The sequence below is a fragment of the Microbacterium sp. 4NA327F11 genome (assembly GCF_005503465.1).
GTDB lineage: Bacteria > Actinomycetota > Actinomycetes > Actinomycetales > Microbacteriaceae > Microbacterium > Microbacterium ginsengisoli.
Genome location: NZ_SCOB01000001.1, coordinates 46083 through 61760 on the forward strand (window position 1 = coordinate 46083; position 15678 = coordinate 61760).

General features: G+C 71.2%; 15 protein-coding genes. 1 reads left to right on the forward strand and 14 read right to left on the reverse strand.

From position 1 onward, the window contains the following. Positions 1–25: 25 nt before the first annotated feature. The 3 genes from FFS51_RS00250 to FFS51_RS00260 form a co-directional block, all read right to left on the reverse strand. Positions 26–2551 (reverse strand): ATP-dependent Clp protease ATP-binding subunit, encoded by a 2526-nt coding sequence (locus FFS51_RS00250; RefSeq protein ID WP_045247489.1) that lies wholly within the window; start codon positions 2549–2551, stop codon positions 26–28. A gap of 100 nt (positions 2552–2651) precedes the next feature. Next, positions 2652–4118: a cardiolipin synthase gene (cls, locus tag FFS51_RS00255; RefSeq protein ID WP_137877142.1), complete on the reverse strand. Its 1467-nt coding sequence runs from the start codon at positions 4116–4118 to the stop codon at positions 2652–2654. 93 nt (positions 4119–4211) lie between these two features. Continuing rightward, positions 4212–4397, reverse strand: coding sequence for a hypothetical protein (locus FFS51_RS00260; RefSeq protein ID WP_045247491.1), 186 nt, complete (start codon positions 4395–4397; stop codon positions 4212–4214). Positions 4398–4532: 135 nt separating this feature from the next. On the opposite strand from FFS51_RS00260, the gene FFS51_RS00265 reads away from it, so the two are divergent. After that, complete coding sequence (locus tag FFS51_RS00265; protein WP_137877143.1) at positions 4533–5576, forward strand: DUF4192 family protein; 1044 nt, start codon at positions 4533–4535, stop codon at positions 5574–5576. Here FFS51_RS00265 and lysS read toward each other — a convergent pair. The 11 genes from lysS to ftsH are packed head-to-tail and all read right to left on the reverse strand — an operon-like array spanning position 5569 to position 15534. Next, a complete protein-coding gene (gene lysS / locus FFS51_RS00270) occupies positions 5569–7092 on the reverse strand; it encodes a lysine--tRNA ligase (protein ID WP_137877144.1) in 1524 nt (507 codons plus the stop codon). The genes FFS51_RS00265 and lysS overlap by 8 nt on opposite strands. A gap of 32 nt (positions 7093–7124) precedes the next feature. Then, on the reverse strand, positions 7125–7796 hold the full coding sequence (locus FFS51_RS00275; protein ID WP_137877145.1) for a formylglycine-generating enzyme family protein: 672 nt from the start codon (positions 7794–7796) through the stop codon (positions 7125–7127). A 3-nt stretch (positions 7797–7799) separates the two neighbouring features. Then, a complete protein-coding gene (locus FFS51_RS00280; RefSeq protein WP_137877146.1) occupies positions 7800–8549 on the reverse strand; it encodes a DUF2520 domain-containing protein in 750 nt (249 codons plus the stop codon). Then, positions 8546–10177 carry a PH domain-containing protein gene (locus tag FFS51_RS00285; RefSeq protein ID WP_137877147.1) on the reverse strand — a complete coding sequence of 544 codons (1632 nt, stop codon included), beginning with the start codon at positions 10175–10177 and terminating at the stop codon, positions 8546–8548. The genes FFS51_RS00280 and FFS51_RS00285 overlap by 4 nt, the downstream gene beginning before the upstream one ends. Beyond that, positions 10174–10782 carry a PH domain-containing protein gene (locus FFS51_RS00290; protein ID WP_137877148.1) on the reverse strand — a complete coding sequence of 203 codons (609 nt, stop codon included), beginning with the start codon at positions 10780–10782 and terminating at the stop codon, positions 10174–10176. Before FFS51_RS00290 ends, FFS51_RS00285 begins: the two co-directional genes overlap by 4 nt. Further along, positions 10730–11221, reverse strand: coding sequence for a DUF3180 domain-containing protein (locus tag FFS51_RS00295; RefSeq protein WP_045247497.1), 492 nt, complete (start codon positions 11219–11221; stop codon positions 10730–10732). The genes FFS51_RS00290 and FFS51_RS00295 overlap by 53 nt, the downstream gene beginning before the upstream one ends. Next, on the reverse strand, positions 11218–11739 hold the full coding sequence (gene folK / locus FFS51_RS00300) for a 2-amino-4-hydroxy-6-hydroxymethyldihydropteridine diphosphokinase (RefSeq protein WP_056209668.1): 522 nt from the start codon (positions 11737–11739) through the stop codon (positions 11218–11220). The genes FFS51_RS00295 and folK overlap by 4 nt, the downstream gene beginning before the upstream one ends. After that, on the reverse strand, positions 11736–12125 hold the full coding sequence (gene folB / locus FFS51_RS00305; RefSeq protein ID WP_137877149.1) for a dihydroneopterin aldolase: 390 nt from the start codon (positions 12123–12125) through the stop codon (positions 11736–11738). Before folB ends, folK begins: the two co-directional genes overlap by 4 nt. After that, on the reverse strand, positions 12122–12910 hold the full coding sequence (gene folP, locus FFS51_RS00310; protein ID WP_245610970.1) for a dihydropteroate synthase: 789 nt from the start codon (positions 12908–12910) through the stop codon (positions 12122–12124). Before folP ends, folB begins: the two co-directional genes overlap by 4 nt. A gap of 14 nt (positions 12911–12924) precedes the next feature. Next, entirely contained in the window at positions 12925–13512 is a 588-nt protein-coding gene (gene folE / locus FFS51_RS00315; protein ID WP_137877150.1) for a GTP cyclohydrolase I, read from the reverse strand. 9 nt (positions 13513–13521) lie between these two features. Then, positions 13522–15534: an ATP-dependent zinc metalloprotease FtsH gene (gene ftsH, locus FFS51_RS00320; protein WP_137877151.1), complete on the reverse strand. Its 2013-nt coding sequence runs from the start codon at positions 15532–15534 to the stop codon at positions 13522–13524. Between the last annotated feature and the right edge of the window lie 144 nt (positions 15535–15678).

Consider the following 15678-nt stretch of genomic DNA (forward strand, 5'->3'; position numbering starts at 1 on the left):
CATCCGCCCCCTTCGTGTCGTTCGGTCAGTCGGCGGTCGCCGCGATCTCCGGCGTCGCCGCGATCTCGCCGGCCGCACCCACACCGACCGCAACCTTCTCGCCGCGGGCCTTGTGCTCGAACACGAACTCGCCGTTCGGGGCGTCGACCGTCACGTGATCGCCGGAGACGAGCTCGCCGTGCAGGATCTGCTCGCTGAGGCGGTCCTCGATCTCACGCTGCATCGCACGACGCAGCGGACGGGCGCCCAGCGTCGGGTCGAAGCCGATCTCGATCAGCTTGTCCTTGGCCGCGTCGGTGAGCTCCACCGTCATGTCGCGGTCGAGCAGACGCTCGCCGAGACGCTTGGTGAACAGCCCCACGATCTGGCGCAGCTCGTCCTTGTTGAGCTGCGGGAACACGATGATGTCGTCGACGCGGTTGAGGAACTCGGGCTTGAAGTGCCGCTTGAGCTCCTCGTCGACCTTGCCCTTCATGCGCTCGTAGGTCGTCTGGCTGTTGCCCTCGACCTGGAAGCCCACCGGGCCACCGGCGATCGCCGACGAGCCGAGGTTCGTCGTCATGATGATCACGGTGTTCTTGAAGTCGACCACGCGCCCCTGACCGTCGGTGAGACGACCCTCTTCGAGGATCTGCAGCAGCGAGTTGAAGATGTCGGGGTGCGCCTTCTCGATCTCGTCGAACAGCACCACCGAGAACGGCTTGCGGCGCACCTTCTCGGTGAGCTGGCCGCCCTCCTCGAAGCCGACGAAGCCGGGAGGGGCACCGAACAGCCGCGAGACGGTGTGCTTCTCACCGAACTCGCTCATGTCGAGCGAGATCAGGGCGCCCTCGTCGTCGAACAGGAACTCGGCGAGCGCCTTGGCCAGCTCGGTCTTGCCGACACCGGTGGGCCCGGCGAAGATGAACGATCCCGACGGACGCTTGGGGTCCTTCAGGCCGGCGCGCTGACGACGGATCGTCTTCGCGAGGGCCGCGATCGCCTCCTCCTGGCCGATGACGCGCTGGTGCAGCGCCTTCTCCATGAAGACGAGACGGCTCGACTCCTCCTCGGTCAGCTTGAAGACCGGGATGCCGGTCGCCTGGGCCAGCACCTCGGCGATGAGTCCCTCATCGACGACGGCGGTGGTGGCGACATCCCCGTTCTTCCACTGCTTCTCGAGACGCAGGCGCTCGGCGAGCAGCGACTTCTCCTCGTCGCGGAGGGCCGCGGCGCGCTCGAAGTCCTGGTCCTCGCTGGCCTGCTCCTTGTCCTCACGGACCTTGGCGATCTTGTCGTCGAACTCGCGCAGCTCGGGCGGGCTCGACAGGATCGACAGGCGCAGGCGCGCCCCCGCCTCGTCGATCAGGTCGATCGCCTTGTCGGGCAGGAAGCGGTCGCTGATGTAGCGGTCGGCGAGGTTGGCCGCCGCGACGATCGCGCCGTCGGTGATCTGCACCTTGTGGTGCGCCTCGTAGCGGTCGCGCAGGCCCTTCAGGATGTTGATCGCGTGGGGCAGGCTCGGCTCGGCGACCTGGATCGGCTGGAAGCGGCGCTCGAGCGCGGCATCCTTCTCGAAGTGCTTGCGGTACTCGTCGAGAGTCGTCGCACCGATCGTCTGCAGCTCGCCGCGGGCGAGCAACGGCTTCAGAATGGATGCCGCGTCGATCGCACCCTCGGCGGCTCCCGCTCCGACCAGCGTGTGGATCTCGTCGATGAAGACGATGATGTCGCCGCGGGTGCGGATCTCCTTGGTGACCTTCTTCAGGCGCTCCTCGAAGTCGCCGCGGTATCGGGACCCGGCGATGAGGGAGCCGAGGTCGAGCGAGTAGACCTGCTTGTCCTTCAGCGTCTCGGGCACGACGCCCTTGACGATCGCCTGGGCGAGGCCCTCGACGACAGCGGTCTTGCCGACGCCGGGCTCACCGATCAGCACGGGGTTGTTCTTGGAGCGGCGCGACAGGATCTGCATGACGCGCTCGATCTCCTTCTCGCGCCCGATGACCGGGTCGAGCTTGTTGTCGCGCGCGGCCTGGGTGAGGTTGCGGCCGAACTGGTCGAGCACGGCCGATCCGCCCTGGGCGGCGGCCTGGGACTCGTTGGCGGCGCCCGAGACGGCCGCGGGCTCCTTGCCCTGGTAGCCGCTGAGCAGCTGGATGACCTGCTGGCGCACCTTGTTCAGGTCGGCGCCGAGCTTGACGAGCACCTGCGCGGCGACACCCTCACCCTCGCGGATCAGGCCGAGGAGGATGTGCTCGGTGCCGATGTAGTTGTGGCCGAGCTGCAACGCCTCGCGCAGCGACAGCTCGAGCACCTTCTTGGCGCGCGGCGTGAACGGGATGTGCCCCGTCGGCTGCTGCTGACCCTGGCCGATGATGTCCTGCACCTGCTCGCGCACGGCGTCGAGCGAGATGCCGAGCGACTCGAGGGCCTTGGCGGCGACGCCCTCGCCCTCGTGGATGAGGCCCAGCAGGATGTGCTCTGTGCCGATGTAGTTGTGGTTGAGCATCTTCGCCTCTTCCTGGGCGAGCACAACCACACGACGGGCTCGGTCGGTGAATCTCTCGAACATCGTTGACTCCTCCGGCGCACTTCTGGCGCTGTACAACGAGGGTAACGACGGGGCGGATGCCGCGGCCGTTTGTTCGCTCGCGGCGGAGAGTGCCCGGGAGCTACTGCAGCGCCGAGGTGAGGCGCGCGAGGTTGTCGAGCACGGTGGAGCGCAGGGGCTGCCGCATCCATTCCTCGAGGGTGAGCTCACGGCTGAGATCGCGGTACATGTCCTCGACCGCGCGGAGGTCGGTGACGAACTCCTCGCCCCGCACGAGCAGGGAGATCTCGAGGTTCAGACCGAACGAGCGCATGTCCATGTTGCTCGATCCGATGACCGCGACCTCGTCGTCGATCGTGAGCGACTTGGAGTGGAGGATGAAGGGTTTGCGGTACATCCAGATCTGCACGCCCGCGCGCAGCAGCGCCTCGTAATAGCTGCGCTGCGCGTGGTACACCATCGCCTGGTCGCCCTCTTCGGAGACGAAGAGCTCCACGTGTACGCCGCGCTGACAGGCGGTGGTGATGGCCAGCAGCAACGACTCGTCGGGCACGAAGTAGGGGCTGACGATGATGATGCGCTCGCGCGCCGCGAACAGCAGTGCGAGGAACATCTTGAGGTTGTTCTGGAACTCGAACCCCGGCCCCGACGGCACCACCTGGCAGTCGAGGGTGCCGGCGTCGCTGAGGGTGAGCCCGTCGAGCTCGAGGTAGTCGGCGAGCACCTCGTCGGTCTCGGAGTACCAGTCGCTGAGGAACACGGCGTCGATGGATGCCACGGCCGGCCCCTCGACCCGCACCATCAGGTCGACCCAGTGGAGGCCCCGACGGATGTTCTTGCGCAGGTTGTAGGTCGAGTCGGTCACGTTCTGCGATCCCGTGTAGGCGACCCGCCCGTCGACGACGAGGAGCTTGCGGTGGTTGCGCAGATCGGGCCGCTGGTACTTGCCCTTCAGCGGCTTGACCTCGAGCATCAGATGCCAGATCGCACCCATCTCGGTGAGGCGGCGCAGGGTGCGGCGGTAGTAGGGCTTGCCGCGGTTGGCCCAGTGGTCCAGCAGCGCCCGCACGACCACGCCCCGGGAGCGCGCCTCTTCGAGCGCCGCGAAGAAGTTCTCGGTCGAGGCATCCGACTGGAAGATGTAGAACTCGACGTGCACGAACTTCTCGGCCGTGCGGATCTCCGCCGCCATCTCGTCGAGGCTCGTCTGGTAGTCGGAGGTGAGGCGGGCCGCGTTGCCGCCCGAGATCGGCAGGGCGCCGAGGTTGCGGTTGAGCCGCACGACCGCGCGCATCCACTCGGGCGGGTCGGGTCGGGTGCGGCCGAAGTCGAGACCGGTGCTCTGCTCGCGGATGTAGTCGTTGATCGCCTGCTGCTTGCGGCGGCGCTTGCGCGGCAGGCGCGGGTTGCCGATGAGCAGGAACAGCAGCACGCCGACGATCGGGATGAAGTAGATCGCGAGCAGCCACGCCATGGCCGCGGTGGGGCGGCGGTTGCGCGGGACGACGATGATCGCGGTGACGCGCACGGTGAGGTCGACGAGGAACGTCAGCACGACCCACCATGTCGGGTCGAAGATGAACGTCATCAGGCCCTCCCAGTGGCACCAGCGTAGTGGGCGGCGGCGACAGCTCCGCCGTCATGACGCGGCGGCGAGCCGGCTACCCGGCGGGACGGGAGCTCAGCTGTCGGCGGGGGTGACCGGCGGCAGGCCGCGCTTCGCGCGCTCCTCCGCCTCGATGCGCGCGTAGACCTTGCGCTCGGTGCGGTCCATGCGCACGATCCCCCGCAGGATGACGAAGAAGATGAAGGACACCACGATGGTCGGGCCGATCGACCAGACGATGGCGAGCCAGTAGTTGTCCACGGGGTCATCGTACGCGCGCCGGTTGGGAGAACGCCGCCTCCTCCCGAACCGGCCGGATGCCGCGGCATCCGGCCCGCTCTGCACAATCCGCGCCCGCGGCGCCCGCCCCTCGGCGCACCCCGCGAGGGTCGGGAGATGACCGAGATCGTGCGGGCCGCGGGTGCGGCGCAGTTCCTCTCCTTCGTGCCGCGACTGGCCGGCATCATGCCCGCGCGGAGCGTGGTCGCGGTGCCGTTCACCGGGCGGCGCACGATGGGTCTGATGCGGCTCGACCTGCCCGGCGCGGGACGCGCCGGTGAACGGGCGTTCGCCGCGACCCTCGTCGGGCTGCTGTGCCGCATCGAGGGGGCGACGGCCGCGGCGATCGTGATCTACGCGGACGAGGCGACGCGGGACGCGCCGCGCCGCCCGCTCGTGCGGGCGATCGAGCAGCGCATGGATGCCGCGGGCCTGCCCGTGCACGACGCGCTGTGGGTCGGTGCCCGGCGCTGGGGCCGCTACGGCGACCCGTCTGTCGGCGGAGCGCGCGCCGAGGTGATGACGGGTGCGTACGAGGGCGGCCTCGCCGCCGACGCAGTTCCGCCCGACCTCGAACCGCCATTCGTCGACGCCGTGCGACACGAGCTCGGCCGACCGATGGCCGTTCCCGTTGCGCTGCGCGACGATGTGCCCGCCTTCTTCGAGCGGATGCTCGCCGACGACGACCAGGATGCCACGGCCACCGCAGCGCTCGTGTGGGCGCTGGATCGTCCGGCGCTGCGAGACGTGGGCCTGCTGACCTGGTGCGACGGCGTCGACCGCGGCGACCAGGCCGTGCGCGCGCAGCTCGACTGGGAGGCGGACGTGGCCTATCCGATGTCGCTCGCCCGGCGCATGTGGGGTGAGGGACCGCGCCCCGATCCGCCGCGGCTGCTGCGGGCGCTGGCGGTGGCCCGCCGGGCGGCGGCCGCCGCGCCGCCCGCGCACCGCGCCGGCGCGCTCGCGACCTGCGCGTGGCTGTCGTGGGCGCTCGGGCGCTCGAGCCACGCCGACAGCTACGTGCGCGCGGCGCGGGAGCACGAGGCATCCCACGGACTCGCCGACATCGTCGGGCGCTTCGTGGCCGCCGGGCACCTGCCCGACTGGGCGTTCCGCGGGCGCGCCGAACGCGCCCTCGCGGCCCAGGAGCCGGTTACTTGACGAGCGGGAAGAGGATCGTCTCGCGGATGCCGAGACCGGTGATCGCCATCAGCAGACGGTCGATGCCCATGCCCATGCCGCCCATCGGGGGCATGCCGTGCTCCATCGCCCGCAGGAACTCCTCGTCGATGCGCATCGCCTCATCGTCGCCGCGGGCGGCGAGCTTCGCCTGCTCGACGAACCGCTCCCGCTGGATGACCGGGTCGATGAGCTCGGAGTATCCCGTCGCGAGCTCGAAGCCGCGCACGTACAGATCCCACTTCTCGACGACCCCGGCGATCGACCGGTGCTCGCGCACGAGGGGGCTGGTGTCGAGCGGGAAGTCCATCACGAAGGTCGGCCGGGTGAGCCCGCCCTTCACGAAGTGCTCCCACAGCTCCTCGACCCATTTGCCGTGCGTCTCGTGCGCGGGAGCGTCGACACCGGTGGCGGCACCGATCGCGCGCAGGTCGTCGAGCGACGTCGCGGGGGTGACCTCGCGACCCGCGGCGGCCGACAGCGAGTCGTACATCGAGATGCGGTCCCACTCGCCGCCGAGGTCGTAGACGGTGCCGTCGGCCCAGGTGACCGTGGTGGAGCCCGCCACGGCGACGGCCGCGTTCTGGATGAGCTCCTGGGTGAGGTCGGCGATGCCGTTGTAGTCGGTGTAGGACTGGTAGGCCTCGAGCATCGCGAACTCGGGGCTGTGGGTCGAGTCGGCGCCCTCGTTGCGGAAGTTGCGGTTGATCTCGAACACCCGGTCGAGCCCGCCGACGACGGCGCGCTTGAGGAAGAGCTCGGGCGCGATGCGCAGGTAGAGCTCGGTGTCGAACGCGTTCGAGTGCGTCACGAACGGGCGGGCGCTCGCGCCGCCGTGCTGCACCTGCAGCATCGGGGTCTCGACCTCGATGAACTCGTGCGCCGAGAAGGTCTGCCGCAGGCTGGCATTCACTGTCGAGCGGGCGCGCACGGTGTGGCGGGCCTGGTCGCGCACGATGAGGTCGAGGAAGCGCGACCGCACGCGGGTCTCCTCGCTCAGCTCGGAGTGCAGGTTCGGCAGCGGCAGCAGCGCCTTCGCGGCGATCGCCCAGTCGGCGACCATGATCGACAGTTCACCGCGGCGGCTGGAGATGATCTCGCCCGAGACGAAGACGTGATCGCCGAGATCGACGAGCTCCTTCCAGCGCTGCAGCGCATCCTCGCCGACCGAGGCCAGCGACACCATCGCCTGGATGCGGCTACCGTCGCCCGACTGCAGCGACGCGAAGCAGAGCTTGCCGGTGTTGCGGCTGAAGACCACGCGGCCCGCGACACCCGCGACCACGCCCGTCTGCGTGTCGGGCTCGAGCTCGCCGAAGCGGGCGCGCAGCGCGGGGATGGTGTCGGTCACCGGAACCGTGACGGGATAGGCGCCGCCCGCGGCATCCGCTCGTTCGGCGATGAGCCGCTCACGCTTGGCGAGACGCACCGCCTTCTGCTCGAAGACATCGTCGTCGAACTCATCGGCGGGCGCGGGCTGAGCGTGCTGCTCGGTCATGACGGGGGCTCCTCGGAAAGTCGCCGCCAAGTCTATCGGCGGCGGCCGCGCCCCTCGGGGGCGGGCCCCGGGCCCCGCGCCGCACGGAACCCGACATCGTCGAACGCCGCGCTCGCGCGGGCGCCGCGACGCACGTCCGCGCGCACGTTCAGCGCCCCGTCGGTGAACCCGCCACCGCGGAACACGCGCCCCGCGCTCGGGTCCTCCGGGTCGAACGGATCCCAGCACCACTCCCACACGTTGCCGAGGGTGTCGAACAGCCCGTGGAGATTCGGATGCCTCCCGCCGACGTCCGCGGGGGCGCGCAAGCCGTCGGCGGCGGTGTACGCGACCTCGGCGAGCGGGCCGTACTGCGCCGCCGGAGACCCCGCACGGCACGCGTACTCCCACTCGGTCTCGGTCGGAAGCCGGTAGCCGTCGGCGGTGCCGTCCCACCGCACCTCGTCGCCGTCGATCCGGTAGGCGGGGTCGAGCCCCTCCCACTCCGACGCCGCATTGCACCAGCGCACCGCCCGCTGCCAGCTCACCTCGACCGCGGGCCGGCGCGGATGCCGGGAAGGGATCCCGAGAAGCTCGGCGAGCTCCTCCTCGGTGACGGCGAACACCCCGATCTCGAACGGGGCCACCTCGACCGTCTCGCGGGCACGGCCCACCCGGCGTATCAGGGTGCCACCCTCGATCGCGGCGAGCTCGATGTCGCGCACGGGTCAGTCGCGATCGGCGTCGACCGGGGCGTCGTTGTGCTCGTCACCGGCGTCGCCTCGCACCTCGAGGGTCGGGGTGCGGTCGATCAGCGCCTGGTCGATGGTCGAGCGGACGAGTGCCGACAGGTATCGACCCGGGCTCTCGACGCCGACGGCGCTGAGCAGCCCGGTCGCCTGCCGCACGATCGAATCGGAGAACGCGGTCGCGGTGGCGATGGCCTCCGCGTAGGCGGGCCGGTCGGCCTCCGAGACGACCACGGGTTCGCAGCCGATCTCGACGGCGAGCGCCTGGGCGATCGGCAGCACGGCCGCCGGCGCCGTCACCGCCGCGTACGCGGCCGCGAGCTGCTTCAGGTCTATCGAGGTGCCGCTGAACGAGATCGCCGGGTGCACAGCCAGCGGGATCGCCCCCGACCGCGCCGCGGGAGTGAGCACCTCGATGCCGTAGGCGGGGTCCGTGTGCAGCACGAGCTGGCCGGGCTGCCAGGCGCCGACCTCGGCGAGTCCCGCGACGAGGCCGGGCAGCTCCTCGTGCGGCACCGCGATCACCACGAGCTCGGCCCGGCGCACCACGTCCTGCGTCTCAAGCACGGGAACCCCGGGCAGCACCGCGTCGACCCGGTCGGGGTCGGAGCCCGCCGTGATGCCGATCACCGCGTGACCCGCCCCACCGAGCGCCGCACCGATCACGGGGCCGACCCGGCCCGCGCCGATGATCCCGACGCCCAGGCGTCCGTCCCGTGCCGTGCTCATGCGTGCGACTCCTCCCGCTCTGTCGCGGCCGCCACCGTATCAGGTGCCGCCGCGCGGGCGGCGACGTCACCGGCGAGGGATGCCGCGGCATCCGCGTCGATCGCGCCGAGCCGCGTGCGCACGTGCCCGCGCACCGTCACCACCCGCACCCGCGCGACACCGAACGCGCGGTCGATCGGCCCCTGTGCGAGCTCGACCCCCTGCGCACGACCGAGCGGGAACAGCGCCGCCGAGCGGGCGAGGAAACCGCGGCGGAAGGTCACCACGCGGGAACCGAGCGCGAACCCGTTGCGCCGCCACGCGAGCGGGCGCAGCAGTCGGGCGCGCCGAGGGGTCGTCGTGAAGCCGCCGGCGGCGCGGGCGTGCGCGGCATCCGTCATCGTGTCGAGCTCGTGCGCGCTCAGCCACGGCAGCAGCAGGGCGACCACGCGCTTCGCATCGTCGAGGGTGCCCACCGGCATCACCCGCGCGAACTCCTCGGCGCGCTGCTCGCCGTGGCGGGTGCCCGAGATGCGGGTAACGGTGACCGTCCACCAGCCCGTTCCGCGCCACAGCACCGACTGCGAGATCGCGACCGCGTGCACGCGCCCCGGTGGAATCGTCTCGGTCACGGTGGTCAGGACGCCGTACGTCACCCGCACGCCGTGGGGCGTCGGCACGATCGCGTAGCGCAGCGCCCGCACCACGTGCCGCGCGGCATATCCGCCGTAGCCGAGGATGAACGGCAGTGCGAGGAACAGCCCCGGCGGGAACCACAGCGCGCCCGCCACGATCACCGCTGTCGACCCGATCAGCCACCACACCGTGTCGTCGCTGAGCACCTGCGCCCCGATGAGGCGCAGCGGTGTGACGTGCACGACCGACTCGCTGCGGTCGGGCGCGGGCTCCGCCCCGAAGACCAGACCCGTCAGACCGTCGCCCACGGCCGCGCGCGCCGAGGCCAGGCGGCCGGCGTGCGGGCCGGGGCCCGCAGCATCCGTCTCGGCCCGCACGCCCGAGGCGAGGCGCAGGATGTCGCGGCGCACCGCCTCGGCCGACCGCGTCGACAGGTACGACAGCTCCACGTTCGAGTCGAGGCCGGCGCCCATCACCTCGAGCTTCGCCATGCCGACCAGGCGCGCGACGAGCGGGCGGGTGAGGTTCACGCCCTGCACGCGGTCGAGTGGGGCACGGCGGTGCGAGCGGAACAGCACGCCCCGGCGCACCTCGACATCGGCGGCCGTGACCCGGAACGTGTGGAAACGCCACGACAGCGCGAACAGCCCGACGAGCAGCAGCGCGACGACGATCGCGCCGAGCAGCACGAGGACGACCAGATTGTGGGCGAACACGTAGTCGACGGGATCCCGCGGGTCGTCGGCCGGCGGATGCGGCCCCGGCGCGAACATCGGCACCACGAACGCGAGCAGGCGCTCGCGCAGGTTCGCGATGAGCACGCCCGCGACGACCACGACGACCAGCCCGCCGCGGAACACGGGCGTCAGCGGGTGCAGCCGGTGCCACGCGCCATCCGTGAGCACCGATCCCGAGAGCGCTGCCGCCGGGTCGGGGCGCGGGACGCCGTGAGCGCCGGCGGACACCCCCTCGACCGCACCGCCCTGGTCGGCCGCCTCGACGGGATCGCTCACAGCGGTGTCCGGCGCTGCTCGGCGAGCTCGATCAGCGCGTCGCGCAGCAGCTCGGCGGCCTCCTGCCGCAGCCCCGGCAGCACGACGCTGCCGGTCGAGGCGGCGCTGACGAGCTTCACCTGCGCGATGCCGAACGCCCGGTCGAGCGGACCGTGGGCGATGTCGACGAGCTGCAGCCGCCCGTAGGGCACAGCGAGCTCGCGCTGCAGCAGGATGCCCCGCCGCACGACGATGTCATCGGCGCGCAGGCGGTAGCCCCACGACCGCAGGCGTCGCGGCAGGATCGCCGCCCACACGACCAGCACGACGACGAGCACACCGCCCACGGGATACGGCCACCACGCGCCCGTCCAGATGCCGAGAACAACGGATGCCCCCACCACCGCAACGGTCCACAGCGCGAGCTCGATCAGCTCGGTCCTGAGGTAGGGCCGCGCAAGCCGATGCCACGGTGCGGGATCCGCGGCATCCGTGCCTGTCAGCCAGCCGCGGCGCGGCGCACCGACCGGCGCGAAAGTGCCCCTATCGAGCACCTCGGCGTCGAGGCCCGGCTCAATGACGGTGCGGCTCGATCGCGGGAGCGCCGGGTCCGGAGTCGTCGTCATCGTCGTCCTTCCGCAGGGTGCACAGGTGTTCGGCGACGAGGGCGGTGACCACCAGCGCGACGCCCGCCGCCGCGGTGAGGATGATCGGCAGCAGCGCGCCGGAGTCGGGGGTGGCCGGGCGGGTCGACACGAACAGCAGCAGTCCGAGCGCGAACCCGGCGACGACCGCACCGACGAGTGAGGAGGCCTTCGCGAGCACCGCGATGCGCACCGCCCGGAACGGGTCGATGTCGACCTTGACCGTCGCGCGGGTGGCCCGGCGGATCGGCAGTGCCAGCAGGATCTCGGCGAGGCCGAGCAGCACCAGCAGGATCGGCAGTCCGATGGCGGGCGTGAAGGTGGCGCGCCCACCCGCGGTCAGCAGCTGGTCGACGAGGAACCCGGCACCCAGGCCGAGCACCGCCGCGGTGAACAGGGCGAGGGGGCTCGTGCGCTTCACGCGGGGCCCCCGTCGTCGAGCGCGGCGAGCAGCGCGTCGACGCGACCGCGCCCGGGCAGCACCGCGTCGGGGTCGACGGCCAGCCACGGGCGCAGCACGAAGTCGCGCTCGGCGGCGCGCGGGTGAGGCAGCAGCAACGCCGGGTCGTCGGAGTGCACGTCGTCGTACGCGATCAGGTCGAGATCGAGCGTGCGGTCGCCCCAGCGCTCGCGACGCACCCGCCCGTGCCGCGCCTCGATCTCGTGGAGGGCGGCGAGCAGCTCGGCGGGTCGGAGGGTCGTGGTGACGAGTGCGACCGTGTTGAGATACGGCGGGGCCGAGGCATCCGGCCCGTGCAGGGTGAGCGCGACGGTCTCGAGCACGGGAGCGACCTCGAGCGCGCTCGTGCCCGGCAGCGTGCGCAGGTCGGCGACGGCGGCCTCGATCGTGGTGCCGCGGTCGCCGAGGTTCGACCCCAGGGCGACGACGGCGGTGACGGATGCCTCGTCGCCGACGCCCTGCGCGAGCCGCCGGTTCACAGCGCTCCCTCGATGCGCACGCGGGTGACGCTGACGGTCACGTCGTCGAACGGCACCGGGATGGGCGCCTGCGGCTTGTGCACGGTGATGCGCACCATGTGCACCGGCCACCCCTCGAGCACGGCGGTCGCGATGCGCTCGGCGAGGGTCTCGATGAGGTTGACCGGGTCGCCGCCGATGATCTCGGCGATGCGCACCGCCACCTCGCCGTAGTGCACCGTGTCGGTGACGTCGTCGGTGACCGCGGCGCGCTGCACGACCGCACCGTCGATGTAGAGCGCCGCGTCGACGACGAACTCCTGCCCTTCGGCGCGCTCATGGGCGAACACCCCGTGGCGTCCGAATGCGCGGATGCCGGTGATCGCGATCTCGTCGAGCGGGTTCATGCCTTCCCTTCCTGCCAGGCGCGGGCGATGGTGAGCGCGTCGCGGGTGGCGACGACGTCGTGCACGCGCACCGCCCAGGCTCCGGCGTCGGCGGCGAGCACGCTGGTGACCGCGGTGGCGAGGTCGCGGCGGGCCTCGGATGCCTCGCCCCCGAGCGCTGCGGCGAGGAACCCCTTGCGGCTCGCGCCGACCAGGAGCCGCGGGCCGAGCCCGACGAGCTGCGGCAGCGCGCGCAGCACCCGCCAGTTCTGGTCGCCGCGCTTGGCGAAGCCGAGCCCCGGATCGAGGATGACACGGGCCGGGTTGATGCCCGCCGCGGCCGCCGCCTCGACCCGTCCGACGAGCTCTGCGGCGACCTCGCGTTCGATGTCGTCGTACTGGGCCTCCGCGTACATGTCGTCGGAGTGGCCGCGCCAGTGCCCGAGCGCCACGTCGGCACCGGTGGCGGCGACGGCCGCGAGCAGATCGGGGTCGGCGAGACCGCCCGACACGTCGTTGACGATGCGCGCACCGGCGGCGACGGCCGCGACCGCGGTCGAGGCGTTCATGGTGTCGATGCTCACGACGGCTCCTGCGGCGGCGAGCGCGTGCACGACCGGCAGCACCCGCTCCTGCTCGATCTCGGGGGTGACGCGCACGGCACCGGGCCGTGTCGACTCGCCGCCGATGTCGAGGATGTCGGCGCCGAGCTCGCGCAGCCTCAGCCCGTGGGCGACGGCGAGGTCGGGGTCGAGGTAGCGACCGCCGTCGCTGAACGAGTCGGGGGTCGCGTTCACGATGCCCATGACGAGGCATCCCATCAGCGGTTCGCTCCGATCAGGGCGATGAGCTCGGCGCGGGCGGCGGGCTCAGCGAGATCTCCGCGTGCGGCGATCGTGACGGTGGACGCGTCGGGCTGCCGTTCGCCGCGGGAGGTGACGCAGCCGTGCACCGCGTCGAGCACGACGAGCACCCCACGGGCGTCGAGCCCGTCGGCGATGGTGTCGGCGATCTGCTCGCCGAGGCGCTCCTGCACCTGCGGGCGGGCCGACAGCACCTCGACCACGCGCGGGAGAGCACCGAGGCCCACGACCTTCTCGCCGGGGAGGTAGGCCAGGTGCGCTCGGCCGCGGAACGGCAGCAGGTGGTGCTCGCAGACCGAACGGAAGTCGATGTCGCGCAGCATGACGGCGCCGCTCGGCAGCGTGTCGGGCGCGGGGCCACGGCTGATCGAGATGGTGCGGGAGAGAGCTGCCGCGGGATCGGCGTCGACCCCGGCGAAGAACTCACCGTAGGCGTCGGCCACCCGTTCAGGCGTCTGCCGGAGTCCGGGTCGGTCGGGGTTCTCGCCGATCGCCTCGAGGAGCTCCCTCACGAGCGCGGCGACACGTGCACGGTCGACGGCCATGCGCCGAGCCTACGCGGTCGCGGGGCGGACCTGTCCGGTCGGACGCTGGCGCGGAGCCTTCTTCGCTGCAGCCCCCTCGTCGGCGGCCTCGGTCTGGGCGGCGACGCCCTCCTGCTCGCGACGGCGCGGCACGTCGACCGGCGGCAGCGCCGAGACCGGGCGCTTCGTGCTCGAGAGCCACTGGGGGCGCTCGGGCAGCTTGCGCACGTCCTTGAAGATCTCGGCGAGCTCGAGGTGGTCGAGCGTCTCCTTCTCGAGGAGCGCGAGGGCGAGCTTGTCGAGCACGTCGCGGTTGTCGTTGATCACCTGGTAGGCCTCGTTGTGGGCCTGTTCGATGAGGTCGCGCACCTGTACATCGACGCGCTCGGCGAGCTCGTCGGAGTAGTCGCGGCCGTGACCCATGTCGCGTCCGAGGAACATCTCACCCGAGCTGGAGCCGAGCTTCACGGGGCCGACATCGGTGGTCATGCCGTATTCGGTGACCATCTTGCGGGCGATGCCGGTGGCCTTCTCGATGTCGTTCGAGGCGCCCGTGGTCGGGTCGTGGAACACGATCTCCTCGGCCACACGACCGCCCATCGCGTAGGTGAGCTGGTCCTGCAGCTCGTTGCGGGTGATCGAGTACTTGTCGTCGAGCGGCAGCACCATCGTGTAGCCGAGCGCCTTGCCGCGCGGGAGGATCGTGACCTTCGTGACGGGGTCGGTGTGGTTCATCGCCGCCGCGGCGAGGGCGTGGCCGCCCTCGTGGTACGCGGTGATGAGCTTCTCCTTGTCCTTCATCACGCGCGTGCGGCGCTGAGGTCCGGCGATCACGCGGTCGATGGCCTCATCGAGGGCGCGCATGTCGATGAGCTGCGCGTTCGAGCGGGCCGTCAGCAGCGCCGCCTCATTGAGCACGTTGGCGAGGTCGGCACCGGTGAACCCGGGGGTCTTGCGGGCGATGACCTCGAGGTCGACGCTGTCGGAGAGGGGCTTCCCGCGCCCGTGCACCTCGAGGATCTTCTTGCGGCCCTTCAGGTCGGGGGCGTCGACGCCGATCTGGCGGTCGAAGCGGCCGGGTCGCAGCAGGGCCGGGTCGAGGATGTCGGGACGGTTGGTCGCCGCGATGACGATGACGTTGGCCTTCGGGTCGAAGCCGTCCATCTCGACGAGCATCTGGTTGAGCGTCTGCTCGCGCTCGTCGTGCCCGCCGCCGAGTCCGGCGCCGCGATGGCGTCCGACCGCGTCGATCTCATCGATGAAGATGATGGCGGGCGCGCTCTCCTTGGCCTGGTTGAACAGGTCGCGCACGCGGCTCGCGCCGACGCCGACGAACATCTCGACGAAGTCCGAGCCCGAGATCGAGTAGAACGGCACGCCCGCCTCGCCGGCGACGGCGCGGGCGAGCAGGGTCTTGCCGGTTCCGGGAGGGCCGTACAGCAGCACGCCCTTCGGGATGCGGGCGCCGAGCGCCTGGAACTTCGTCGGGTCCTTCAGGAAGTCCTTGATCTCCTGCAGCTCCTCGATCGCCTCGTCGGAGCCGGCGACGTCGTCGAAGGTGACCGTCGGGGTCTCCTTGGTGACGAGCTTCGCTCGCGACTTGCCGAACTGCATGATCTTGCTGCCGCCGCCCTGCGACATCGACAGCAGCAGCCAGAACACGAGACCGAGGAGGATGACCGGCACGGCGAGGGAGAGCAGGCTGTCGACCCAGGTGGTGCGCGGCACGACGTCGTTGTAGCCGCCCGAGGGGTTGGCCGCGTCGATCGCGTTGACCACGTCGGTCGCGCGGGCGTTCACGTAGTAGAACTGCACGTCGCTCGAGCCGTTGTAGGGGGTCGAGAGGGTGAGGTCGACGCGCTGGTCGCCGTCAGTGTTGACCACCTTGCTGACTGTTCCGCCCTTGAGGAGGTTGAGACCCTCCTGCGTCGAGATCTGCTTGGCTCCGCCGAGGCTCGAGATGAGGGAGAACCCGATGATGAGCAGCAGACCGATCAGCAGCACGTAGATGATCGGATTGCGGGTGATCTTCTTGAAGTCCATGATTCGAGCCTGCGCCCGAGCGCCTTTCGTCGACGTTCCGCCTCGTGAACGGTTCCCTCAGGTTAGCGCTCGCCCACTATGGCGGGTCTGTGCATTCGCCCACGGCGAACTGGGCGAATCCGGATGCCGCGGCCCGGCCGCCCG